This is a genomic window from Salipaludibacillus neizhouensis (assembly GCF_002886185.1).
Lineage (GTDB): Bacteria > Bacillota > Bacilli > Bacillales > Salisediminibacteriaceae > Salipaludibacillus > Salipaludibacillus neizhouensis.
Genome location: NZ_KZ614146.1, coordinates 691,738 through 716,533 on the forward strand (window position 1 = coordinate 691,738; position 24,796 = coordinate 716,533).

General features: G+C 37.2%; 24 protein-coding genes and 1 riboswitch. Of the genes, 17 read left to right on the forward strand and 7 right to left on the reverse strand.

What is annotated here, in order from left to right:
• Positions 1-171 precede the first annotated feature (171 nt).
• Entirely contained in the window at positions 172-1,545 is a 1,374-nt protein-coding gene (locus tag CEF18_RS03155; RefSeq protein ID WP_110935145.1) for an amino acid permease, read from the forward strand.
• Here the strand turns inward: CEF18_RS03155 and CEF18_RS03160 are convergent.
• Entirely contained in the window at positions 1,526-2,155 is a 630-nt protein-coding gene (locus CEF18_RS03160; RefSeq protein ID WP_110935146.1) for a LysE family transporter, read from the reverse strand. The genes CEF18_RS03155 and CEF18_RS03160 overlap by 20 nt on opposite strands.
• A 290-nt stretch (positions 2,156-2,445) precedes the next feature.
• Here CEF18_RS03160 and CEF18_RS03165 point away from each other — a divergent pair, with 290 nt between their 5' ends.
• The 6 genes from CEF18_RS03165 to CEF18_RS03190 all read left to right on the forward strand — a co-directional run bounded on the left by CEF18_RS03165 (position 2,446) and on the right by CEF18_RS03190 (position 7,562).
• Positions 2,446-2,664: a hypothetical protein gene (locus CEF18_RS03165; RefSeq protein ID WP_110935147.1), complete on the forward strand. Its 219-nt coding sequence runs from the start codon at positions 2,446-2,448 to the stop codon at positions 2,662-2,664.
• Between the two features lie 159 nt (positions 2,665-2,823).
• Entirely contained in the window at positions 2,824-3,846 is a 1,023-nt protein-coding gene (moaA, locus tag CEF18_RS03170; protein ID WP_110935148.1) for a GTP 3',8-cyclase MoaA, read from the forward strand.
• A 385-nt stretch (positions 3,847-4,231) separates the two neighbouring features.
• Positions 4,232-5,011 carry a TerC family protein gene (locus CEF18_RS03175; protein ID WP_110935149.1) on the forward strand — a complete coding sequence of 260 codons (780 nt, stop codon included), beginning with the start codon at positions 4,232-4,234 and terminating at the stop codon, positions 5,009-5,011.
• A gap of 141 nt (positions 5,012-5,152) precedes the next feature.
• A complete protein-coding gene (locus CEF18_RS03180; RefSeq protein ID WP_110935150.1) occupies positions 5,153-5,650 on the forward strand; it encodes a L,D-transpeptidase family protein in 498 nt (165 codons plus the stop codon).
• 98 nt (positions 5,651-5,748) lie between these two features.
• Positions 5,749-6,585, forward strand: a complete 837-nt coding sequence (locus CEF18_RS03185) for a sulfurtransferase (protein WP_110935151.1) — start codon at positions 5,749-5,751, stop codon at positions 6,583-6,585.
• Between the two features lie 110 nt (positions 6,586-6,695).
• Positions 6,696-7,562 carry a hypothetical protein gene (locus CEF18_RS03190; protein ID WP_110935152.1) on the forward strand — a complete coding sequence of 289 codons (867 nt, stop codon included), beginning with the start codon at positions 6,696-6,698 and terminating at the stop codon, positions 7,560-7,562.
• A gap of 157 nt (positions 7,563-7,719) precedes the next feature.
• Here CEF18_RS03190 and CEF18_RS03195 read toward each other — a convergent pair whose 3' ends face one another.
• A complete protein-coding gene (locus tag CEF18_RS03195; protein WP_110935153.1) occupies positions 7,720-8,451 on the reverse strand; it encodes a hypothetical protein in 732 nt (243 codons plus the stop codon).
• 267 nt (positions 8,452-8,718) lie between these two features.
• Between CEF18_RS03195 and CEF18_RS03200 the strand changes: the two genes are divergently transcribed.
• Together CEF18_RS03200 and queC are read left to right on the forward strand one after the other, a co-directional pair.
• Complete coding sequence (locus CEF18_RS03200; RefSeq protein WP_110935154.1) at positions 8,719-9,909, forward strand: MFS transporter; 1,191 nt, start codon at positions 8,719-8,721, stop codon at positions 9,907-9,909.
• Complete coding sequence (gene queC, locus CEF18_RS03205; RefSeq protein ID WP_110935155.1) at positions 9,899-10,552, forward strand: 7-cyano-7-deazaguanine synthase QueC; 654 nt, start codon at positions 9,899-9,901, stop codon at positions 10,550-10,552. The genes CEF18_RS03200 and queC overlap by 11 nt, the downstream gene beginning before the upstream one ends.
• A gap of 91 nt (positions 10,553-10,643) precedes the next feature.
• Here queC and uvsE read toward each other — a convergent pair whose 3' ends face one another.
• Complete coding sequence (uvsE, locus tag CEF18_RS03210) at positions 10,644-11,528, reverse strand: UV DNA damage repair endonuclease UvsE (RefSeq protein ID WP_110935156.1); 885 nt, start codon at positions 11,526-11,528, stop codon at positions 10,644-10,646.
• A gap of 304 nt (positions 11,529-11,832) precedes the next feature.
• Between uvsE and trhO the strand changes: the two genes are divergently transcribed.
• The 6 genes from trhO (at position 11,833) to CEF18_RS03240 (ending at position 19,541) form a co-directional block, all read left to right on the forward strand.
• Complete coding sequence (gene trhO / locus CEF18_RS03215) at positions 11,833-12,804, forward strand: oxygen-dependent tRNA uridine(34) hydroxylase TrhO (RefSeq protein WP_110935157.1); 972 nt, start codon at positions 11,833-11,835, stop codon at positions 12,802-12,804.
• 282 nt (positions 12,805-13,086) lie between these two features.
• The gene (locus CEF18_RS03220) at positions 13,087-13,563 is read left to right on the forward strand and encodes a low molecular weight protein-tyrosine-phosphatase (protein ID WP_110935158.1); all 477 of its coding nucleotides are present in this window, start codon (positions 13,087-13,089) and stop codon (positions 13,561-13,563) included.
• A 133-nt stretch (positions 13,564-13,696) separates the two neighbouring features.
• On the forward strand, positions 13,697-14,686 hold the full coding sequence (locus CEF18_RS03225) for a class I SAM-dependent methyltransferase (protein WP_110935159.1): 990 nt from the start codon (positions 13,697-13,699) through the stop codon (positions 14,684-14,686).
• A gap of 95 nt (positions 14,687-14,781) precedes the next feature.
• The gene (gene asnB, locus CEF18_RS03230) at positions 14,782-16,629 is read left to right on the forward strand and encodes an asparagine synthase (glutamine-hydrolyzing) (protein ID WP_110937569.1); all 1,848 of its coding nucleotides are present in this window, start codon (positions 14,782-14,784) and stop codon (positions 16,627-16,629) included.
• 324 nt (positions 16,630-16,953) lie between these two features.
• The gene (locus tag CEF18_RS03235; protein ID WP_110935160.1) at positions 16,954-18,453 is read left to right on the forward strand and encodes a phytoene desaturase family protein; all 1,500 of its coding nucleotides are present in this window, start codon (positions 16,954-16,956) and stop codon (positions 18,451-18,453) included.
• A complete protein-coding gene (locus tag CEF18_RS03240) occupies positions 18,450-19,541 on the forward strand; it encodes a phytoene desaturase family protein (protein WP_110935161.1) in 1,092 nt (363 codons plus the stop codon). Before CEF18_RS03235 ends, CEF18_RS03240 begins: the two co-directional genes overlap by 4 nt.
• On the opposite strand, the gene CEF18_RS26750 is transcribed toward CEF18_RS03240, so the two are convergent.
• The gene (locus CEF18_RS26750) at positions 19,452-19,754 is read right to left on the reverse strand and encodes a carotenoid biosynthesis protein (protein ID WP_259457910.1); all 303 of its coding nucleotides are present in this window, start codon (positions 19,752-19,754) and stop codon (positions 19,452-19,454) included. The genes CEF18_RS03240 and CEF18_RS26750 overlap by 90 nt on opposite strands.
• Entirely contained in the window at positions 19,714-20,106 is a 393-nt protein-coding gene (locus tag CEF18_RS26755) for a carotenoid biosynthesis protein (protein ID WP_259457909.1), read from the reverse strand. Before CEF18_RS26755 ends, CEF18_RS26750 begins: the two co-directional genes overlap by 41 nt.
• A 422-nt stretch (positions 20,107-20,528) precedes the next feature.
• Here CEF18_RS26755 and CEF18_RS03250 point away from each other — a divergent pair, with 422 nt between their 5' ends.
• Both CEF18_RS03250 and CEF18_RS03255 read left to right on the forward strand, forming a co-directional pair.
• A complete protein-coding gene (locus CEF18_RS03250; protein ID WP_110935162.1) occupies positions 20,529-21,272 on the forward strand; it encodes an SDR family NAD(P)-dependent oxidoreductase in 744 nt (247 codons plus the stop codon).
• Positions 21,273-21,330: 58 nt separating this feature from the next.
• The gene (locus CEF18_RS03255) at positions 21,331-22,206 is read left to right on the forward strand and encodes a Cof-type HAD-IIB family hydrolase (protein WP_110935163.1); all 876 of its coding nucleotides are present in this window, start codon (positions 21,331-21,333) and stop codon (positions 22,204-22,206) included.
• 104 nt (positions 22,207-22,310) lie between these two features.
• On the opposite strand, the gene CEF18_RS03260 is transcribed toward CEF18_RS03255, so the two are convergent.
• Positions 22,311-23,822, reverse strand: a complete 1,512-nt coding sequence (locus tag CEF18_RS03260; RefSeq protein WP_110935164.1) for a uracil permease — start codon at positions 23,820-23,822, stop codon at positions 22,311-22,313.
• A 12-nt stretch (positions 23,823-23,834) separates the two neighbouring features.
• Positions 23,835-24,422: a xanthine phosphoribosyltransferase gene (locus tag CEF18_RS03265; protein ID WP_110935165.1), complete on the reverse strand. Its 588-nt coding sequence runs from the start codon at positions 24,420-24,422 to the stop codon at positions 23,835-23,837.
• Positions 24,423-24,582: 160 nt separating this feature from the next.
• Positions 24,583-24,684: riboswitch (purine riboswitch) on the reverse strand.
• Between the last annotated feature and the right edge of the window lie 112 nt (positions 24,685-24,796).

Genomic DNA, 24,796 nt, shown 5'->3' on the forward strand with positions numbered 1-24,796 from the left:
TTGTTATTAAGATGTCATGGAGTGCACTAAAAAATACATACAAAATAGAGAGTATTTACGATTAGCAACTGGCAACTAAAACATTCGTATTATTTTTCCTCGGTTTTTTCTACATAAACAACGAAGTTTTCTGTAACAATAACAGACAGTAAATAAAAGTGGGGGAAAACAATGACAGCAAAAGCAATTAAGGAGAAAAAACTGCAGTGGTGGCAGCTTTCTTTGTTAGGCGTAGCCTGTACAATTGGAACCGGTTTCTTTCTCGGATCAAGTATTGCTATATCCATGGCAGGTCCGGCAGTGATCATGTCCTATGCACTTGCAGCTATAGGAACATTTTTCGTTTATGAGGCACTGGCAAAGTTATCAATTGATGATCCACAAAAAGGTTCCTTTCGAATTTATGCTAAAAAGGCGTATGGAAGATGGGCTGGTTTCACTTGTGGATGGGTGTATTGGTTATCGGAGTTATTAATTATGGGGAGTCAGTTAACAGCATTATCCATTTTCTCACGTTTATGGTTTCCAAATGTTCCACTTTGGATATTTGCTTGTGTGTATTCGGTCTTAGGAATTATAGTCATTCTAACTGGTGCAAAAGGATTTGATAGAATTGAAAACCTATTGGCAGTTTTGAAAATAGCAGCGATTGTTATGTTTATTATTTTAGCTATCATTGCGTTATTTGGAGTATTTGGTCAAAACACAGTTGCTTCACCACTTCCTAATAATGTCGAGACTTTTATACCAAATGGATGGAAAGGTTTAATGCCCTCGTTAATATTTGGTTTCTATGGTTTTGCGGGAATTGAAATTATTGGACTTTTGGCCATTCGTCTTAACAATATGAAGGATGCGATTAAAGCTGGAGCGGTGATGTTTTCTTTACTCGGAATTATTTATATAGGATCCCTCTTTCTAGCAATCGTCCTTTTACCTTGGAATAAGTTTCATGCTGATAAAAGTCCTTTTGTTATGGCTTTGAATAATTACGAAATTCCATACATTGCGGATATTTTTAATGGGGTTTTTATTATTGCTGGTTTTTCTACTATGGTAGCGTCGTTGTTTGCGATGATTAAAATTCTGGTTAGCTTAGCGGAAGGAAAAGATGCTCCACAATTTTTGGCGAAAACAGTGATGAAAGCCACAGCTCTTCCAGCCATTGGATTGACTACACTTGCAATTATTGCGTCCATTGTTTTATCCATGCTAATGCCTGGGAAAATATATGAATATTTCACAACTGCAGCTGGTTTAATGCTTCTGTATAATTGGTTTTTTATCCTAGGTTCTTATAACAGGCTGCTTAAGCTTTCATTCTTTGAGAAGTTTAAACGTGCTTTAGGTTTTATCATTATTTTGGTAGCAATTGCCGGAACCACTTTTCACCATATCAGTCGTCCAGGTTTTTTGGTGAGTTTGCTATTCATCACTGTAATAGGGATAGTTACAATAATTATGAACCAGATTTGGAAGAGAAATAAAACAGATAAGCCTGAAAACCCAGAACCTGGTTCACTCTTTACGAAAACAAAACAGTAGCTGCCTGTATACCAAAGTACACACCGAAACCTATGAGAGAAATGCCAGATAGAACAGAGATACTGATCAGAAGACGAGGAGTTAAAAACTTTCGAAGTGTACTCGCAAATCCAGCCATCGTAAAGTCCCATATAATGATCCCTAAAAAGATAGCTCCAACATAAAGAATAACCTGTTCCGTTGCAAAGGAAGTAATTGTTTTAGCTAATATAGAACCGAATATTCCCAGCCAGAACAGGATTGTTAATGGATTGAATAATGACATAAAAAATCCAGATAAGAATGATTTCGTATGTGATTCGCTAACAGTCCTGGAATTAATTAAGGCAATCTTACCCGCCCCGGAAAGAGCTTCGATTCCTGTATACACTAAGACAAAAAATCCAAATAACCACAGAAACGTTTGCACGAAAGGGATTTCAACTAGATGTACTACACCTAGGAATACCAATATCATATATATGCCATCTGCAACCGTAGCCCCCAAACCGACTAACCAGGCATGAAAAAAGCCACTTTTAATCCCTCTATCTAATTGTGCAGCATTAACAGGACCAATGGGGGCGGCTAAAGAAAGACCTAACAACACATATGTAAAAAAAACTGTCATGACCTATCAACCATCCTCGTCTTAAAATTAAACAGCATATTGGACAAGTTTGCTGCTTGTACATTCTATTCAGTGCGCTACGATAATACGACTGAAATAAGACAATGATCTAAAAATAGGTTTCTCAATTGTGTATTAGCTAGGGAAAAAATGAAAAATATACTTAATTGCCTCTACTTAAATTTAGATTTGCTATATTAATAATAGATACAATGATCTTTTATCCTTTACATGCTCTATCACGTTTTTATACCCAGTGACTTGACAATACAGTTGTAAGGAGAATATTGATGCAAAAAGTAAATCATGGTTTTAAAAAGGCGAATGCTTTGGATGACTATTCAACGAAAGAATTAAAACTAGAATACATTCATTTAATAGGCAAGTTAAAACAATTAAGGAACGCTGAGGAGTCTGGACTCGTATCAGAAGTTAAAATGCAAATGGTATATATTATAGAAGCATTAAAAACAAGAGTTGAGGTCAGTGCAGAAGAAAAAGAGGGTTAATTTCAAACGAAAGTGATTCTGCATAATAGGCACTCTGTTATTGCATTTGTAAATAATTTCTTTGTCGCTTGAGAGAGAAAGTAGCTATGTCTATGTTATGCTAGACATAGCTCTTACTATTTTTAGTGTGCTAAGTTATATAGAGAGGAGAGATCGAGCATGACACAGGAAATCATATACGATTCCCTTTCGCGACCTCTAAAAGATTTACGTATTTCAGTTACAGACCAATGTAATTTCCGCTGCTCCTATTGTATGCCGGCAGAAATATTTGATAATAATTTCCCGTTTTTAAAGCGAGATCAATTGCTATCTTTTGATGAAATAATTAGGATTACCAAAATGGCTGCTCAAATGGGAGTGGAGAAAATCCGTCTCACTGGCGGTGAGCCATTGTTACGTAAAGACCTTCATTTGTTAGTAGAACAATTAAACAAAATTGATGGAATAAAAGATATAGCACTAACCACGAATGGTGTGTATTTACCTAAATATGCAAAAAAATTAAAAGAAGCCGGACTCAATAGGGTAAATATTAGCCTTGATGCAATCGATGATGAGGTTTTCCGTAAAATGAACGGCCGGGATGTTCCAACAGGTCCAGTTCTAAAAGGGATTGAATCTGCTCAAGCAGTTGGCTTTATAGTGAAAATCAATGCTGTTGTGAAAAAGGGTGTAAATGATTCACAAGTTATTCCGATGGCAAAGCATTTTAAAGGTTCAGGAGTTATCGTCCGTTTTATAGAATTTATGGATGTAGGTTCCACGAATGGTTGGAATGACAAACATGTTGTGCCTAAAAAAGACATTATTAAATGGATATCCGAGGAGTTTCCTCTGGAGCCTTCAGACCCTAACTATTTTGGAGAGGTAGCAAGCCGATACCGTTACAAAGATGGAACGGGCGAAATTGGCGTTATTTCCTCAGTGTCAGATTCTTTTTGTGGTACCTGCACAAGAGCAAGGCTTTCGGCAGATGGTAAGCTATACACGTGCTTGTTTTCTCAACGTGGCCACGGTATTCGTTCTTTAGTTCGCTCGGAAGAAAATGATTACGTAGTTTTAAAAGCTTTAGTGGATATATGGGAAAAACGTAGTGATCGTTATTCTGACGAACGGCGAGCAGACGGTACGCATCCTGGAACCAAGGAAAAAATTGAAATGTCTTATATCGGTGGTTAACTTACGGTGTCTACGATTTAATTTTGTTGATTTGATTAGAACAGAGAGGTACGCGAAGCAATTCTTGCGTTTTCAGAGTAAAACGTTTCTTCTAGCATTATAGTACAAAAAACATAAGAGTAACCCAAGCACAATTTTTAAGAAATGTCTTGACACTTTGATTCTTTTATATTATGATCATATTAATTAAATAAAACTCGTTCTCCTAAAGGGGAGTAGCTTTAATAACAAAGTCGTCATTACGGAGTAATCCTCCCGGCTTTGTTAGCGACATGTTTCATGTTGTTAGCAAGACCTTTACTGTTTGGTAAAGGTCTTTTGTGTGTTCAAAACCTTTACCAACTCTGGTAGAGGTTTTTTATTTACATAAAAAGGGGGATTTTAAATGGAATGGTCGATTGTTTTAGAATATGCATGGGTGTTGTTACTATTAATTGGAATTGAAGGTTTATTAGCAGCTGATAATGCATTGGTGTTAGCCGTTATGGTGAAAAAACTTCCTGAAGAATTGCGAAAGAAAGCATTATTTTATGGTTTAGCCGGAGCATTTGTCTTAAGAATTGGTTCTTTATTTGTAATTTCGTTTTTAGTAGGTGTGTGGCAAGTGCAAGCGATAGGAGCGCTGTATCTACTATTTATAGCTATGAATCATATTTTCAGGAAACTTGTGGTAAGTAAGCAAAAAAGTAAAGTTGAAGTTTCGGATTCTCAGAAAAAAGCGGGTTTCTGGAGTACAGTAGTTAAAATTGAGTTAGCTGATATTGCCTTTGCTGTAGATTCTATTCTCGCAGCAGTAGCTCTTGCAATTGTCTTGCCTGACTCTGGTTTACCAAATATCGGGGGATTAGATGGCGGAAAGTTTCTTGTGATTCTTACAGGAGGATTAATTGGAGTTGTTATTATGAGATATGCTGCTAGTTACTTTGTCGCTCTACTTCACAAGCGGCCTGGACTGGAAATTGCAGCATTTGCAATTGTAGGGTGGGTAGGTGTTAAATTAGCCGTATTTACATTGTCACATCCAGAATTAGCAGTTTTGCCGGAAGCATTTGCAAAATCTCCCGCATGGAAAATTACTTTTTACAGTGTTTTACTTCTTATAGCAGCTAGTGGTTGGATATTTTCCAAGGATAAAGAACAAGAAGCACCAACCATGACTGCATAATAAAAGAAGAATATACCGTTTTTCATTGAGGATGTTCAAAGGATCTGTTTTGATCTTATGGGACATCCTCATTCTATTTGTTATTCTTCATTTTAACTCTCTCTCATAGTTTATAGAAAGAAGAGTTTAGGAGGAGTTAAAATGTATCGGTACACTGTGAAACCAGGAGAAAATCTTTGGTCCATTTCTGAAGATTTCAGGGTATCTTTTCAAGAGCTTGTCGAAGTAAATCAAATTGCAGATCCAGCAATGATTCAAGCAGGACAAATGCTTCTCATTCCAGGTTTACCTGACAATAGCCAAATACCGTATTGGATTCAAGTTTCTATATCGGGACGCAACTTAACTTTATTTAGAAATGATGAAGAGGTCCGAGTGTATCCGATAGCGGTTGGCAGAATACTTCATGCAACACCTACAGGTAATTTTATCATTATAAATAAAGCACCGAACCCCGGAGGGCCATTCGGAACAATGTGGATGTCTCTATCTAGAAAACATTACGGAATCCATGGCACGAATGATCCTTCTTCTATTGGAAAGGCTGTTTCAAGAGGATGCATACGAATGTACAACGAAGATGTCGAAGAACTAGCTTCTACCATCCCAATAGGAACTTCTGTCGTAATAAGACCATAGGACTAATTTTATAAAATAGACGAGTGAAGGTAAATCAAGTTAAACTGTATAAAACATCTCCATTATTGGAGTGAAAATAACTAGGAGGCGAGTATATATTGCATTCAAATATTACTAGTTCGGAGTGGTTATGCAACAATTTAGAAAATGAAGAGTTGGTGGTCGTAGATTGTCGCTTTCATTTGGAAAATGCAAATAAGGGTTTTGAAGAATATACAAAAGAACATATTTCCGGTGCTATATACTTGGATTTAAATAAAGATTTATCAGGAGTTCTTGGAGAGCACGGTGGCCGACATCCTTTGCCTAGTACGGATGATTTCTTAGAGACATTAGGCCGTGCAGGAATCGGTAATGATCAAATCGTTGTTATATACGATGATCAACGAGGAGCAATGGCATCGAGATTGTGGTGGATGCTTAAATACGTTGGTCATGAAAATGTACATGTGTTAGAGGAAGGCTTTTCCCATTGGAAAAAAAGGGGGTATCCGGTAACTGCTACTGTCTTATCGCCAGTGCCTAAATCATATACACCCGATATAAACGAAGAAATGCTGGTCACGATGGAAGATGTAAAATCAATGGTTTCCCAGAAAAATGCAATACTTATTGACTCACGCTCAGAGGAAAGATTTTTAGGTATTCATGAACCTATTGATCCGGTAGCGGGACATATTCCAGGTGCAGTTTTGGAAGAGTGGATGGAAAGAACCACAGCTGATGGCAGATGGAAAAAGAAAGAAACTCAAGTTAAAGAGTTAAAATACTATAAGGAAGCGGGGCAAGATTTAATTGTGTATTGTGGATCAGGTGTCACTGCATGTGTTAACATACTAGCGCTTACCGAGGCAGGCATCCAACCTAAATTGTACGCAGGCAGTTGGAGTGATTGGGTCAGCCATGAAGATAATCCAGTTTCCAGAAAAGCATAATGCTTTGAAATCAATCTTTAAAGGGTAAAATACCGGAGATAGGGAAGACTATGTTGAAGTTAGGAATAGTCTGATTTTCCGAATAAACTTTTTAAGGGTAGTGATGTAATGTGGATATGAAGCTGGAGGGAGAATGGTCTGAACTATTATTTTCTTATTTGACCGCATCTTGGTATGACTGGGGCGTGTCGAGTCAATTGTCTGCCTCTAATACTCATTGCTGGTCTGTAACATCCGGATATTATGCTCATTACATGTTGGCAGCATCTTTATTAAACATGTACAGGGGAACATATAAAGAAGAAAGACTGGTAAAACGGATTGCCTCTAATCATAGTAAGATGTGCAACTTTCTGAGCAACAATAAATACAATAAAGAATATAGTTTTCGTTTGCAGTTTAACTCGGAGCTTGCTAATATCATGAAGATCTCAGAAGATGAGATGGACAGAAAGCTTCAAATTATTGGTGACTCTTTGTTTTCAGCAAAGAAAGCTCGTGAATCACACACGTATCATGTGATTGTTGTTTCCCATCAAACAGTTAACATCGTAGATCTTGGTGATGGAGGAATAGTGAAACCAGCAAAACTTGTATCTAAAATAAGCGAAACGATGTTAGACATCGTTCCAATCCTTCATACGTTTGTTCTAACGATGGTTGAGAAATTACTATTGGGTTTAGAGGATACTGTTAAGCATTATCATCTGAAACACCTTATTCAAGAAGTGGATGATTTTTATAAGCTTGCAGAAGGTGAACGTATTTTACCTTTACCTTATTCTATGGACAATGGATTGAAAAGGTTAAAGAATTTTGCAGTGGAACACCTGGATAATACAAAAATCGAACATTATTCCGATTTTGAAGAAAGTTTATTAAGTTTCACCGAGAAAAAGGAAAATTATCAAGACTTACAGAGCAATTATGATTATTTGAACCAGGCGTTGGAAAATGTAAAGAAGCTGAATATATGAGTAGCCTTTCTAATCCAGAGGCTACTTTTTAATTTGTTGTTTTACTGGTAGGATGACAGCTAAATTTACACCACAAGTATTAAGGGATACCCACCCTCCTTTCGAGTAGCACCTATTTCTTCAAAAGTTTAGATAACATTCTTTAATCGTTAGCAATTTACAATGATGGTTGATAATATTGATCTATCGGATAATATATGCGCTCGTTTTCAGGTAGACTCATATAGTATTTGAAGAAAATTGCTAGTAGAACTGGGTATTCTTTTTTGATGACATCCTCAGGGGAAAGATGCCACCTTGATTTACAATAAGTAACTAGATCTGTTGAAACATCATTGCGAAGTTTGTCTGGAAGAGAGAGCATCGGATAGTGAGGGGTAAAACTTCCGTCTCCAAGAGGAAGAAGAAGACCAGTCATGAAATCATTGCGTTTAGGGGCTATGAAGATGTCGCTATAACTGACGGTTGTTTTGAGTATGCCATTATAAATATCCAGAAGCGGAAAAATTCGTTTGACTTTAAACTCGGGTTGGTAATAAAAAGAGGGGTAGCATTGCTGCCAAAAATTCAGGGTTTTTAACGTGTAAGAATGAAGTTCGTTTTTGATTAAGGGGAGATGATGTGTCAGGAACGAGGAGTATATGGTCTGTTGATTAAACTTGATTGGCGAACAGAAGGTGTACCAACTAGTAAATGGCATAAATGCTGTTTCTTCACATTCAAGAAAAATCGGATGTTTCTCACACAGTTTCAGCCAGTTATCATAGATTATTTCTCCATAGTTTGCATTTGCATAACGACTAATTTCGTCACGAACATCAAGTAACTCTTCTCTAAGACTATCCTCTAAGATTCCTAGAGTAGGTAACGACCGGTTAATTGTATTCATGCACTTACCTCACTTTCAAATGTTGAATTCGATAAAAAAATGGGATACAGTTAACGAATAAAAACAGTTATTACTAGGGGGATGGAAGCGGATTTTTTGGGGGAATGAATGTTCTTATTTTAAACATGGAATTTTAAAATGTCAATATAAATTTATTCCTCAATAGTGTGGAAGGATTGCCCCATCTATTAGTTAGGGCAGAAATAATTAGCAAATAATAAGATCCTACACTAACTCACAATATGTGTAAGTTCAGAGGAGTCTAATATGATTCGATTAGGGATTTTTTATTTTGTGTTGTATTGCTCATTTGCTGTTGTTCTCATGTTTCTTCCCTTGTACTTGCAATATCATGGGATAGGGACAGGTAGAATTGGCATGATTATGGCGATGGGTTCCGTAATGGCAGTAATTGGTCAGCCGATTTGGGGTTACATAAGTGATAAAGTGAATTCAGCTAAAAAAGTATTACTATTTATTATGGTTTCAGCCTTATTATGTAGTTTTCTATTTTTTGCCGTTGAATCCTTTTGGTCATTATTACTCTTGTTTACGTTGTTTATGTTTTTCATGACTTCTTGCGGACCTTTAACGGATAGTATTGCTATGCAATATGCAAATAAACACAAGAAAAACTATGGAGCTGTGCGTTCTTTTGGTTCTATTGGGGTTGGGACCTCTGCACTCGTTTTAGGAATGCTGATTGGAGTAGTTGGGATACAGTATATAGGCTGGATGTATGCCATAATCATGTTGGCTGCTATTCCTCTCGTGTTAATCATTAACGAAAGTGGCAGAGAAGTAACAACAGGCGTTCGTCCATCAATTACTCTTTCTTCTTTAAAAGAACTATTGAAAAACAAGAAGTATATTTGGATCGTGATCATTAGTTTTTTAATTTTTACCCCACATAAGATGAATGATAGTTTATTAACGATATATTTAGCTGATTTAGGTGCTTTAGAAAAACAAATAGGCCTTGCCTGGATGTTTGCCACATTTTCTTCTGTTCCTATTTTCGCTTTGACCGGTTTGCTTTTGAAAAGATTCAAGGAGATGACATTATTAATGGTTGCAGCTTTTTTGTATTCAATTCGCTGGTTTCTGTATGGAGTATGGGATGATCCACAAATTCTTACCTACTTACAGCTCCTCCATGGAGTAACATTTCCTTTATTTTTTGTGGCGGTATTTCATTATGTAACAAAATTAGTTCCAAGAGAATTAATTGCGACAGGTCAATTGCTGTTTATCGCGTCCACGATTGGATTAGGTGGACTGCTTGGAAATGCAGGTGGAGGTTGGCACATGGAGACTTATTCACCGCAGGCAACCTATCATTTAGCCGGGTATTTTAGTTTAATAGCTTCGATTTTAATTATGATTACCCTTCTCTATTCCCGGAGAAATAATAAAACCAAAATTTATAACGGAACGAGGATGACATATGAAAAATGATAAAGCAATAGTTGTGTTTAGTGGTGGACAAGACAGTACGACCTGCTTATTTTGGGCACTTGAAAACTTCAAGGAAGTAGAAACCGTGACGTTTAATTATAATCAACGTCACAAGCTTGAAATAGAAGTAGCAGAAGGTATCGCAAAGGAGCTAGGTGTTAAACATACCTTGTTAGATATGGGCCTGCTGAATCAGTTAGCGCCAAACGCACTAACGAGAGAAGATATCGATATAACACAGGAAGCAGATGAGTTACCTTCTACCTTTGTGGAAGGACGAAACCTGTTATTTTTATCCTTTGCAGCGATTCTCGCAAAGCAAGCAGGAGCAAAACATCTTGTCACTGGCGTATGTGAGACAGACTTTAGTGGGTATCCTGATTGCCGTGATATTTTTGTGAAATCGTTAAATGTAACGTTAAACTTAGCGATGGATAACCAGTTCGTCATTCACACCCCTTTAATGTGGCTGGACAAAGCGGAAACATGGGGGTTAGCAGATGACTTACACGCATTTGAATTTGTAAGGGAGAAAACACTGACATGCTACAACGGTGTTATTGCTGATGGCTGTGGGGAATGCCCAGCATGCGAGTTGAGACAAAAAGGGCTGGATAAGTATTTATCGAAAGATAAGCGTTAATAAAAGACGGCTCTGCCGTTTTTCTTATCGTAAACTTTTGATAGAAAAGGGAACTTGGCTAATTATATGTCCAAGTTCTCTTTGTGTTGAATTATGAGCCTGAAAACACTTCTTTCTTTATTTTTAAAACAGCCTGTTCCTTCATTTTTGCTTCAAGCATAATATCAACATCTTTGCCGTTAAGTGCTAGTAACAATCGCTCAAAATCTTGTTTAAAAACATACTCATGATGACGTCGGTCTGTTTCACTAGTTTTTCCTGAACTAATGTGAACTTTTGGTATGATCGATTCTTGGGGCCATGAAGCAAACACTTTGTTAAGCATTGGTTCGAGATCTTTTCCGTTATTATTACAGTGGTGATGATGGATATCAAAACAGATAGGAATGTTACATAGCGTATGTATATCCAATACATCATCAAGTGTATATGTAACGTCATCATTTTCGAGACGTAATTTAGACCTAATACGCTCAGGAAGTCTTACATAACTTTCAGAAAATCGTTGCTTGGCTTTACTAATATCTCCATAAGCACCTCCACCATGAATGATCATATCTGTTCCGCCCATCAAATGAAGAAGCTTTTCATGATAATCCAGGTCAGCTAACGTTCGCTGAAGCACTTCTTCTCGAGGGGTGCTCAAAACAGAATATTGTCCTGGATGCATGGATAACCGCATTTCATGTGAAGAGGAGAATTTTTTTATGGTATGAGTGAGGGCAATGACATCTTCATCAAGCCACCATTTCCAAGTTAACATTTCGTGACTTCCTAAAGGTACAATGTCAGAGCTAATGCGATAAAAGAAAATTTTCTGTTGTTCATTCCATTTCAAAGCAGCATATATATTTTCTAAATTGTGTATTGTTAATTCTTTGATAAACGCATCGCCCTTTTTTTCATATGTAGCAAGTCGGCATGTTCTGAATTTTGTTGGCAGAGCAGTATTAATACAAGCATATCCTAAGCGCATAAAGTAATCTCCTAATGGTTTATGTAGTAAAAACTAGCAGTATATTATAGCCTTTCCTGATAAGGTTCGGAAGAGTCTAGAATAATAACAGAAAAACACTTTACACCTAAAAAGTTCATAATTTCAGATGACAAACTGTTTTTCAAAGTACTTCCATTATGACTACCCTATTAATGGAATGATCATGCTTAGAAATAAAAAAATAAAAAATACAAAAATATTTTTGTCATACATGCTGATCTTTTGGTATAATATCCTTCGTACTTTATAAATTTAAGATGTTTTGAGCAAAGGTGGTATAAAAATGACTAACCCTTCATATAGAGTGTTACTTTATTATCAATATGTAAATATAGAAGATCCCGAAGAGTATGCTACGGTGCATTTGGATTTTTGTAAAAGTCTTGATCTCAAAGGACGTATACTAGTTTCTGCGGAAGGAATTAACGGCACTGTTTCAGGCTCCGTTGAGCAAACACAGGCCTATATAAATATGATGCATGCAGATCCTCGTTTTGCGTCAATGCCTATTAAGATTGATGAGGCATCAGAACATGCATTCAAGAAAATGCACGTCCGTCACAAACCTGAACTCGTGAATTTAAGCTTGGAGGATGATATTAACCCACTAGAGATAACCGGGAATTATTTGAATCCAAAGGAGTTCTTTGAACAATTAAATCAACCCGAGACTGTTGTCATTGATGCTCGTAACGACTATGAGTATGAATTAGGACATTTTGAAGGTGCTGTGAAACCGGATATTAACTCATTTCGGGAATTGCCTGATTGGATTAGGAAAAATAAAGAACAATTTAAAGATAAGAAAATTTTAACCTATTGTACGGGAGGCGTCCGTTGTGAGAAGTTTTCAGGCTGGTTGATGGAGGAAGGGTTTGAAGACGTATCGCAGCTTCACGGTGGTATCGTTACTTATGGTAAAGACCCAGAAGTGAAAGGTCAGCTTTGGAACGGTAAGTGTTATGTTTTTGATGAACGAATCAGCGTTCCAATCAATCAGGTAGAGCATAAAATAGTCGGCCAGGATCATTTTACGAACGAGCCTTGTGAACGATATGTTAATTGTGGAAATCCCGAATGTAATAAACAGATTTTATGTTCAGAAGAAAATGAACATTTCTACATGAGAGGCTGCACACACAATTGCAGAGTTCATTCGCGGAACCGCTATATTAAAGAGCACAATTTACTTGAAGAAGAAGTAAATGAAAGACTTAAGAAAATTAATGAAAAACACAGGATTTCCCAGGGATAAAAGGCATAAGTCTTTTATCTCTTTTTTTAAAATGTAAATTGACAGCTCTCTTTACGCCACGCGTATCAAGGGAAATTCACGCTCCTTTCGAGTAGCCGGTACACGCAATTCAGAGGTGCTACTCGGGTGGCGACAACTAGAAGCATACTCGTGAAGTAACACTCGTGCTTAGCGCGGGATCTTCATTTTTTGTTTACCTCACAGGAGTCGCCGGAGATTTGCAATGAAGGTTTCTAATCTATACTATATTTATTAGATGAATTGGTAAAGGAGCTAATTGTTGTGGTAAAAGTACTGTTTGTTTGTTTAGGTAATATATGCAGATCACCAATGGCAGAAGCGATATTCCGAGATAAGGTAAAAAAAGAAAATTTACAGCATATTATAAGCACGGATTCAGCAGGAACAGGCAATTGGCATATCGGCAACAGTCCTCATGAGGGGACACTTGATATTTTGGGAGAACATCAGATAAATTGCGAAAATATTATTGCGCGACAGGTAGAAGAAAAAGATTTGCAAGACTTTAACTATATTATCGCAATGGATGCTTCAAATTTAGGTAACCTTCATCGATTGAAGGGTTTTAAAGAATCAGGAGAGGTATTCCGTTTACTTGATCTTATGAATGATTTATCAATCGAAGACGTTCCGGATCCGTATTTCACAGGTAATTTTGTTGAAGTGTATGATTTGGTTGATAAAGGTTGTGAGAAGCTTCTGTCTTATATTAAAAAGAAGGAATCACTTAGCATTTAATAAAAGACGCTACGCGTTTTTGTTAAAAAACACGGTCAAATACTCTATATTTGATCTCTCCAGGTTTGGAAATACAATCTCGAGGGAAATGACCTTTACAGGATTAAAAGGTTAGAGAGGGCCGGTGAGCTAGTTGAGTGAAATAAAAAGAATGCTACAAGCAAGAAATTGGATGAAAAGTAATGAAAACTTTTTAACGACATGGCATGCTCATGTCGGCTATAAATTAAATCTTTTCGAGCACTTTACTGAAAGTAAAACGGTACAAGAGGTTGCAGAAAAATATGATTTAGATGAAACCTTGCTGGAAAGATGGATAGAAGTTGGATTAGAAGTAGGTCATTTAAAAAAGAAGATTTCGGGAAAGATTAAGTCCAAGAAAAAAATGGTGAAGTATGCCTCTGCGAACAGCGATGAATCGGTCGGAATTCTGTTGCGCGAGATGATGGAACTTCATATACCGACATTGTTAGAATATCCAAACTTAATAGAATCTAAAAAGCGAATTACTTACTTAGAAGATAAATTTGCGGATGTCGTCGCTGAAACGTCAACGTTATTGGAAAAAGCTGCAGTTACTCCAATATTAAAGCGAATAAAGCAAAATAATCCAGCCTCAATTATAGATTTGGGTTGTGGTTATGGAGGGTACTTAAAAAGTATTCAATCTAACTTTCCAGACATTCAATTGCAAGGAGTAGAGCTAAATAAAGATGTCGCAAGGATGGCCTCTTCTCGTTTAGGCGATCAAGTCGATGTTTATGAAGGTGATTTGATCGATTACATCGAGAAGTTTTCAGGGAAAGTGGACATGGTGATGGCTCATAACTTGCTTTATTATTTTCCAAAAGAAGACAGAGAAAACCTATTCAAAAATATTGCAGGTGTCTTAAACAAAAAAGGAACAGTAACTTTTATAACTCCTGTTATGGGTGCAACGCATGGTCAGACGTTTGCGACAGCGTTTAATTCCTTTATGACCGCTCACGAAAATTTATACCCGCTACCTACTATGAATGAACTCAAACAAGATGGTAAAGCTGCTGGTTTTAAAGTTACAAGTACGAAACCATTAATTCGTGAAGGTAGTTGGTATTTGGTTACATTAAAAAAAGTGAAGTAAAAAATCTATCTTACTTGTATTTTGGACAATCCTTGTTGAATAGCATAATTGTAGAGCTTTATCTAGAGCTTTATATTAGAAACGAGGGATGCAACGTGTGTGGAATCACAGGCTGGATAGATTTTAAGCGGGAAATGAAAAACGAAGTGAATGTTGTTAAAGCTATGGCTGATTCACTTGCTCATAGAGGACCGGATGCAGGAACCACGTGGAGCGGAGATCACGTGGTTTTTGGTCATAGAAGATTAATTGTTATCGATCCTGCAGGAGGCGCACAGCCTATGACTCGTGTGCAAAACGGGAAAGAATATACATTATGTTATAACGGTGAATTATATAATACTGATGAATTGCGCAGTGAACTGAAAAACTTAGGTTATCGCTTTGAGTCATACTCCGATACAGAGGTTTTATTAATGTCATATATCCATTGGCAAGAGGGCTGTGTAGAAAAATTAAACGGTATTTTTTCGTTTGCTATTTGGGATAGTGCTCGAGAAATGCTTTTTATGGCAAGAGACCGTTTAGGCGTGAAACCACTCTTTTTTTATCCACTTGAAAATGGTTTATTATTTGGATCTGAGATGAAAGCGATTCTTGCTCATCCACTAGTTAAAACGGAAGTTGACACAGAAGGTTTACAGGAATTACTTGGATTGAGTCCGTCACACACGCCAGGAAAAGGTGTATTTAAAGGGATGAAAGAGCTAAGGCCTGCACATTGGTTCAGGATGACCAAAAATGAGACAGAGGTCCGTCGGTACTGGCAGGTTACAAGCGAAAAACATCTAGATTCAGAAGAAGAAACTGCTCTAAAGGTTAGAAGATTGGTGAAAGATGCCATAGAACGACAATTAGTATCAGACTTGCCAATATCTACTTTCTTATCTGGAGGGGTTGATTCAAGTGCGATAACCGCCATATCTCATGCTCATATGCAAAAAAAACACCTTCCAACATTGAAGACATTTTCGTTTGATTACGAGGATAATGCGAAGTTTTTCGTGGAAAGTCATTTTCAGCCCAATTCAGATGCCCCTTGGGTAAAACGAATGACGAATACGTTTCAAACCGATCATCATAATGCAGTGATAACTCAGGATAAACTTTTTACTTTACTTGAAGACTCCATGAGATCTCGTGATCTTCCAGGAATGGCTGATATTGATTCTTCTTTAATGTGGTTTTGTGGAGAGATTAGGAAGCAGGCAACGGTTGGACTTTCTGGGGAATGCGCAGATGAAATATTCGGAGGTTATCCATGGTTTCATCGAGAAGACAGATTAATGAGTGATATTTTTCCGTGGATGACATCCATTAGTGGTCGAGAAAATCTTCTCCGGCCTGCTTTGCAAAAAAAATTACATCTGAAAGAATATGTGAAAGCTCGCTATGAGGATTCCTTGGCAGAAGTACCGCATTTAGAAGGTGAATCAAAAATTGAAGCAAAACGCCGTGGTATGTTTTATGTGAATATGATTTGGTTTATGACGACACTGTTAGAGCGAAAGGACCGAATGAGTATGGCAAAGAGTCTGGAAGTACGTGTGCCTTTTGCTGATCATCATTTGGTAGAGTATGTGTGGAATGTTCCTTGGGCAATGAAAATGCTTAACAATAGAGAAAAGGGTTTATTGCGAAAGGCATTAGAAGGTGTGCTTCCTACAGAGATACTTTACCGTAAAAAAAGTCCTTTTCCAAAGACGCACCATCCCACGTATAAAAACCCTGTCACTCAAGCTTTAGGCGGGGTGATCAAAGAAAAAGATTCGCCTCTGTTTGATATCCTTGACTATCAAAAGGTAAAAGATCTTGTTGCAACGGAAGGGGCTTCGTTTACAGAACCTTACTTTGGACAGTTAATGACGGGACCGCAGCTCATGGCACATCTGTTGCAAATAGATATGTGGTTAAAGCAATATAATGTAAAGATAACTTCCTAATATTTAGGGGATGGACTTATAAGTACTGTTGAAAGGTGGACTTACGGTTATTTTATAACCTGAGTACCACCTTTTTTTTTGTCCATCAGATATTTTTAATTACATAGCTTTAAAAAGTAAAAGTAAATCAGAAAAAATTGATAGAATAATTATTTTTTAGGTGAAAATAACTTCTCTTCTTTCTTTTTAATTGACACATGTGTCGTTTTAGAAGAAAATATATATAAGATAATTTAATGTTTGTATAACCTTTGTTTAATGTAATTGTAGAAAGGGTATATAGCACTATTCAATAGAGACTGAAGAAAAACAGAGGTGAAGGGGATGCAAGGAAGAAAGACCGCTATAATCGGAGCTGGACCAGGAGGATTAGCAGCAGCTATGCTTTTGTTAGCCGATGGTTTTGACGTTGAAATATATGAAAAACAAAATTATGTTGGTGGAAGAACATCATCTTTTACGGAAAATGGGTACACGTTTGATCTAGGACCTACTTTTCTTAGTATGAATCATATTCTAGAAGAAATATTTGAAGCGACAGGTCGTAAATTAAATGATTATTTAACGTTAAAAGAATTAGATCCTATGTATTCATTGAAATTTGACGAGTTGACATTACGGGCAACGCGAGATCCGGTTCAAATGAAACAAAGAATTGAACATCTTTTTCCTGGTAACGGGGACAGCTATTTAAATTTTATGAAAGATACCCGGAAAAAGATGGCCGCTTTAACACCTATTTTACAAAATAAACATTCTTCCTTGGCAGCCTACTTACATCCAAGAAGTTTAAAAGCATTACCACAACTGGAATTAGGTAAATCTCTTCACGATGTTCTGTCAAAGTATTTTGATGATGAGCGTCTCAAACTCTCATTTACGTTTCAATCTAAATATCTAGGAATGTCTCCATGGGACTGTCCAGGTGCATTTAGTATCTTGTCTTTCATGGAACATGAATATGGCGTTCATCATCCAATTGGCGGAGTGAATCAATTAACAAAAGCCATGGCTAAAGTTGTAGAAGAACAAGGGGGAAAGATACATTTAGGAGTTGGCGTTAAAAAAATGATTGTTGAGCAAAAATCAGTCGTAGGGCTTGAACTGGATAATGGGGAAAGAATTGCAGCAGATGATTTCATTATGAATGCTGATTTTGCCCAAGGAATGAACCAACTTGTGGATGACAGACATAAACGAAAATTTAAAACGATGAAACTGGAAAAGAAAAAATACTCATGCTCCACATTTATGATCTATGCAGGTGTAAACCAACCAGTTGATTTGGATCACCATACTATTTTGTTTTCGGAGGACTATAAGCGAAACGTCGAGGAAATAACAAAATCGAAAATACTATCGGATGATCCTTCTGTGTATGTACAAAACGCATCAATAACGGATCCAACTCTCGCTCCAAAAGGGAAATCGGCATTGTATATCCTTGCTCCAGTCCCTAATAATTTCAGCAAAATTGACTGGTTGTCACAAAAAGATAACTTTAGAGATGTCATTTTAAATTTAGTCGAAAAACGGGCGGGGATCAAGAATATTAGTAATGCAATCGAAGTGGAGAAAATACTTAGTCCTTATGAATGGGAACATGACAAACATGTTTACAAAGGGGCAACATTTAATTTATCCCATAATTTAGGACAGATGATGTACTTTAGACCTCATAATAAATCTAATGAGTTAAAGAGATTGTGGTTAGTTGGCGGCGGAACACATCCAGGAAGCGGTCTACCTACTATCTTTGAATCAGCACGAATCACGGCAAAGCTTATGACGAAGGCTTATCGTAGAAAAGAGGGAAAAGTATGAGTACAGCCATAATTGGTGGCGGCATAGGTGGGATGATTACCGCTCTGTACCTGCAAAAAAGGGGGGAAGAAGTAACTATTTTTGAAAAGGAGAATCGACTAGGAGGTCGATTAGCTTATTTTAACGGGCCTGAGGGGTACAAGATTGATGAAGGACCTACGATAGTTTTACTGCCTCATATTATTCAGGAAATTTTAACAGAAGTGAATGTCGATTTAAATAAAATTGAAATGGTTAAAATTGATCCGATTTACCCGATTCACTTCAAAGATGGAAAGTCTTTTGTGAAATGGAGTGATCGATCTAAACAGATAGAAGAAGTGGAAAAGCATTTTCCAGGTGAAGGAAAAGCTTTTGAATCCTATATGACTAATATGAAAGAACGTTTTGAAAAAGGAAAAAAAGCATTCTTAGATACTTCATTTGTAAATAAACGATCTTTTTGGACGCAAAAAAATATTAGAACACTTTTAAAATTAAAAGCTTATCAAACTGTGAACACACAAACGAAAAAATACTTTAAATCCAAACAATTACAGGAAGCTTTTTCGTTACAAACGCTATACATTGGTGGGTCTCCGGATCAAACACCGGCTCTTTATTCTCTTGTACCTTATAGTGAGCACGAACATGGGATTTGGTATATAAAAGGTGGCTATGCTTATCTGGCTGAGGTATTAACAGACGAGTTAACAGATCGAGGGATAACAATCGAGTACGAATCAGAAGTGGAGGATATCACGGTAGAAGAAGAAAGGGCTACTTCTTTAATAGTTAATGGAAATGCAAGAACATTTGATCGTTATATATTGAATGGTGATTTTCCGGTAGTAGAGAGATTAGTTCAAAAAGAGTCTAAGAGAAAATTCATTCCATCCTCCGGTTGTTTATTAATTTATTTAGGATTGAAGGAACAATTGAAAACAAACTATGTTCACCAGTTTTTCATGTCAGATAGCTTAGAAGAACAAATGAAAGATATTTTTATAAATAAAAAATTAGCAACAGAAAGCTACCATCCTGCTAGTCCAAAAACGAGAACCAGTATTTTCCCATTTGCCAGAGCGATGGAACAATCCATAGATTAATAGGTGAAGGATGAAAGATAGAATAAACCAGCCGTAAAAATTTGAAAATGGTATATCGTAATAAAAGCCACCTTCATTCCATACCCAATATCTCTTCACAGCATAAGCAACAGGATCGATAATCAGATCTAAGGTTGCTATTATTCCCCCGTAGAAGGCATATATGAAAGCTTTAAAGCGCGGGAGAAGAAACCATAGGTGCTGCAAGGACATGAGATGTAGCCATGACCATAAGCCATGCAAATCCTATCGTAATTGGAACTCCAATCAATTTAAAACCAAAATCAGTTTCATATGTATAATCCCCGAAAAATAATCCAGTATGAACACCGAAGCTCTCGATGCCCATGGACATAAAGAAAATGATGATGACAATGAGTACACCTCGTAAGTAATTTTCACTACGAAGGAAATAGACGATTCCCAACAAACCTGAACTAATAAGGAAAACTACGTTTGCCCACTCTAACCATGGGGGAACTAAATCAAAAGATAGTAATATTAATCCGATAAAATACCAAACTAGAAAAAATCGAAAAAGAATAATGTCAAATTTATTTGCCACGTCGTGTCACCCCTTAACAAGCAGTATGATCAAAAAAGGAGGTAAAAAAAACTCGCAGATAGCATAGTAATAAATACCTGGAGAATACTAGAATGTAATAGAAATGTGTTTCTATTCTTCTTACAGAGGTGCTCGAATTCGCTATAGGCGGACGCTCACGCTGTATTTAACAAAAGACGCTACGCGTTTTTCTTATGGAAAGATAGTTAAAGTATATCTAAACTCGAAAATTTTGTACAATAGTACAACTCAAGACAATGAAGCAGATAAACTTATTTTTTAAATAGAATTATAAGAGCTATCTTTACGCCACGCGTGTCAAGGGAAACCCACCTCTTTTCGGGTAGCAGCTACACGCAATACGTAGGTGCTACCCGGGGTGGCGAAAGATCACGCTGTAATAAAAACGAGGAGAGATAATCATGCAAAAATGGCAGGGAAAAGAAATTTTAGTTACAGGTGGAGCAAATGGAATCGGAAAAGCTATTGCAACCGCCTTTTTGGAACAAGGAGCGAAAGTTTGGATCATTGATAAGAAAGAAGAAGCTGGGAAAGCATTAGTAACACGATTAACTGAAAAAGGATTTCATGCTCGTTTTATAAACGTAGATGTATCAAAAAAAGAAGAAATATATCATTTATTCGATAAGTTAAAACAAGAAAATGTCGTTCTTGATTCCTTAATAAATAATGCAGGAATTTCATCCTTTATTCCACTTGATGAGCTTACAATGGATCATTGGGAAGAAGTAATTCATACAAACCTTACAAGTGTAATGCTCTTCTCGAAATTGGGTTCTAAGCTAATGCATAAAGGATCCTCTATCATTAATATAGCTTCAACTAGAGCTAGTATGTCTGAGCCTGGAAGTGAGGCATATGCAGCGTCAAAAGGAGGCATCATTGCTCTAACTCATGCTTTAGCTTCGAGTTTAACAGGATTAGGTATACAAGTGAATACAATAAGCCCCGGGTGGATTCAAACGGAAAATTATCAAGAATTAAGAGAAAAGGATCATAGCCAGCATTGGTCGAATCGGGTTGGCACTCCAGACGATATCGCCAGAGCTTGCTTGTTTCTAGCGGATTCCGAAAACGATTTTATCAATGGAGAAAATATTACTATTGATGGCGGCATGACAAGGAAAATGATCTACAATCATTGATATTAATTCACAACAGGGGTATCATCAATGATGATGTTAATTAGAATGAGGTGCAGCTATGAACAGAATAGACATGATAGCCACAGACATGGATGGTACATTATTAAATGACTGCCGGAATGTATCCAAAGCCAATGTCGAAGCAATTTTAGAAGCACAAAAAGCAGGGAAAACGGTCATCGTCGCAACTGGACGTGATTACACTGAAGCTGTTTCCCCATTAAAAGAAGCTGGATTGCGATTGCCGCTTATCTGTGCAAATGGAGCGGACATTCGCCGCGAAGACGGTAAAGTCCTTCATCAGCAAACATTGTCTGATGACCAATTCAAAACGATGGCAGCCATGTTAAGAGAAGAGGATATATATTTTGAAATCTATACCTCTAAAGGTGCCTTTACTGATAACGAAAAGAAAGGCCTTGAACTAGTTATTGACTTATTAGAAACAACCGGAGAATTTTCCTCTAAAGAGGAAGCCACAAAACTCGCTGAAAAACGCTTTGAAGTAGGTGCCATTAATCGGACAGAAAGTTATGAGTCTGTATTAGAAGAAGAAAATACAGAATTATTTAAAATACTTGCTTTTTCTACAGATGATGTCAGACGTAATCGAGTGAAAGATGCGATGGAGCTTAATTTGAATGTGGCGATAAGTGCATCGGCGAAAGATAATCTGGAGATCACCCACAAAGATGCAACGAAAGGAAAAGGCATTGAAGTGATGGCTTCGTATTACGGGATTGATGTTTTACATACGATGGTAATTGGAGACAATTTCAATGATGTATCTATGATGGAAGTTGCTGGGTTTCCCGTGGCCATGGGCAATGCCGAAGATGAGATAAAAAAGATATGTAAATTAGTTACAGCTACCAATGTACAAGACGGAGTGGCAAAAGCTATTCAAACAGTAATACCGCACATGCAAAAATAAAAAGGATGAGTCAAAAGGTATCATAACCTTTTGACTCATCTTTTTTCGAAATAAAGTATATTTAGATTAGCAGGAAAAACTTAAAATGGTTTTAACTAGAACGACTACGCCGCTTTAGATTCTTGATGAACGGTTTCTTTTGATTTTATACCGACTAAATAATAAAGACTAAATAGAACGCCAACTAATGCATATCCTAGCGCATAATCCATTGCTGCTCCGAATGCCATGTTGGGGGCATGCATCAGACCGATAAAACTTAAAATGGCACCTACGAAAGAAAAAATGGCTGCACGGTGGAACTCATGATCAATGATAAATACCGTTATTGCACCTAGAATAATAGCCGTAAACATAGCACCTTCCCCAAGTGGAACAATTCCTGGTGATAGCTCAGCAATAGTTTCCGGCACGGGATTGTTAAATCGAGTCATTAAGTAATTAGCAAAATAAGGCAGCATGGCAATTGCTACAGCTGGATAATATTTTTCTAAATTAGTACTGAATGCCGAAGAAACCATGGATATTCCAACAAAAACAAGGATAGGTGCTACTACCGCAACAGGAATAATCGCACTTAATGCCGCGATTATTCCAAAGGATGCCGCGATCAAGAAAACAATAGCGTTTAATAAACTGTACCCGCGACCGGCAGCCATCTTTTTAGAGCCGACGCTGGCAATATAAACAGTGGTAGGGAACATTCCGCCGAAAACAGCACCAAGCATCGTTCCAACACCATCGACAGCTTGACATTCCCGAACGTCATAGTCATCTCCTTCTGCTTTCATCGCCTCTACATTGTTCATCGTTTCCACAGCATTATAAATAGTAATAGGTAAAATAACAGCAAATAAAGCGATAAGTGCACCAAACAAATATTGAAACCCTTCTATAAGATCAAGAGAAGGCAAAATTGGATAGAATCCTAAATGGCTAAAGCCTTCATTAATAGCAGCAGTATCTACGTAGCCTAATCCGAATGCGAGGGAAGTTCCAATGATCATTGCAAACAGAGAAGCAGGAATTCGAAAAGGAAGGGCAACCTTGCCAACGATCCCTATAAGAATGACAGCAAGTACTACTAATCCAACCACTGGCATCTCAAAGGAAGTAAATAACATTTCCCCGGCAATAAATGTTAGTGCTACACCAGCTAATGCCCCGAGCATAGCTGCACGTGGTATATTTCGTTGCACCCATCTTCCTGTGAAGCTGGCTAAAACCTCTATAAAACCACTGATAAATGCAGCAGCGAGAGCAATTTTCCAAGCTAATTCTGGATCATTTGTAAGTGCATTTGCGGGAACAAGTACTCCAAAAAGAAAGATGAACATGACTGGTGTACTTACACCGTAAGATAGCGCGGTAACATCGGTCCGGTTTTCTTTTTTTGCTAGACGATTAGCCATAAATGCATAATAGATATTACCGAAAATTACTGCCACTGCAGCACCAGGAATTACTTTTCCGAACACTAAACTAGGCGGAAATCCCATGCCAAGCAAAGTAACTACAATGATGACGAAATTTGCTAAGTTATTTTGAAATAATGCGAAAAATGCATCGATATCTTCTCGTTTAAACCAAGGGTATTTGATCGTCGTAGTTGTCATATGTTGTTCCTCCTAAAGTTTTATAGTCGCGTCTTCAAATGAAACAGTTCCATTTGAAAGGTTAGCGATTCTTGCTAGTGATTCTACACGATAGCCTTTATCCTCCAGAATTTGTCTGCCAGGTTGAAATGATTTTTCAATGACAATACCGAATCCAATCAGTGTGGCATTTGCCTGGTGTACTAAATCCGCTAAGCCGAGAGCGGCTTGTCCATTCGCAAGAAAATCATCAATAATTAAAATGTTATCTTCGGGGCTTATCAGTTCCTTACTGACAGCAATCTCATTCGTTACCTGTTTTGTGTATGAATGGACGCTTGCTGAATAGAGATGATCGGTCATAGTAAGAGATTTTCTTTTTCTTGCAAAAACAAGATCACAGTCCAGGGAGAGAGCCGTCATTAAAGAAGGCGCAATACCAGATGATTCCAAGGTTACTATTTTAGTAATATTATTACTCTTAAATAGCATAGCGAATTCCTCTCCTATTTCTTTCATTAAAGAAGGTTTAATGGCGTGATTCAGAAAGGAATCAACCTTCAGTACTCCTTCATTAATGACTTTTCCTTCGCTTAATATGGTTTTTTTAAGCACATCCATGACATATCGCTCCTTTAATTAATTTCAAATACTAAAAAACTCATGATTTTACTCACGTCTCTAACTAGAGGGGAGTAAAATCATGAGTTCCAACTGTAACAAATGAGGAAACAACTATAGTCCAAAATTATGTATGTGTACATATCAATGGCATAGCTTTAGATGATTTTTTACATCCCGTAGTCAGGCAATTTAAGGTAGCCTGGTAGAAACTTGTGAGCCATATCCTCACTTTTATACGAGTTGATTTTTTAACAACGAATTGATTATAACATATTTAATTTAAGCCGCAACCTGTTTTCCGAATGAAATACTTAATATGTTTAACTTTGTACGGATTATGACACTGAGAATGGGTTGGAATTAAAATTTTC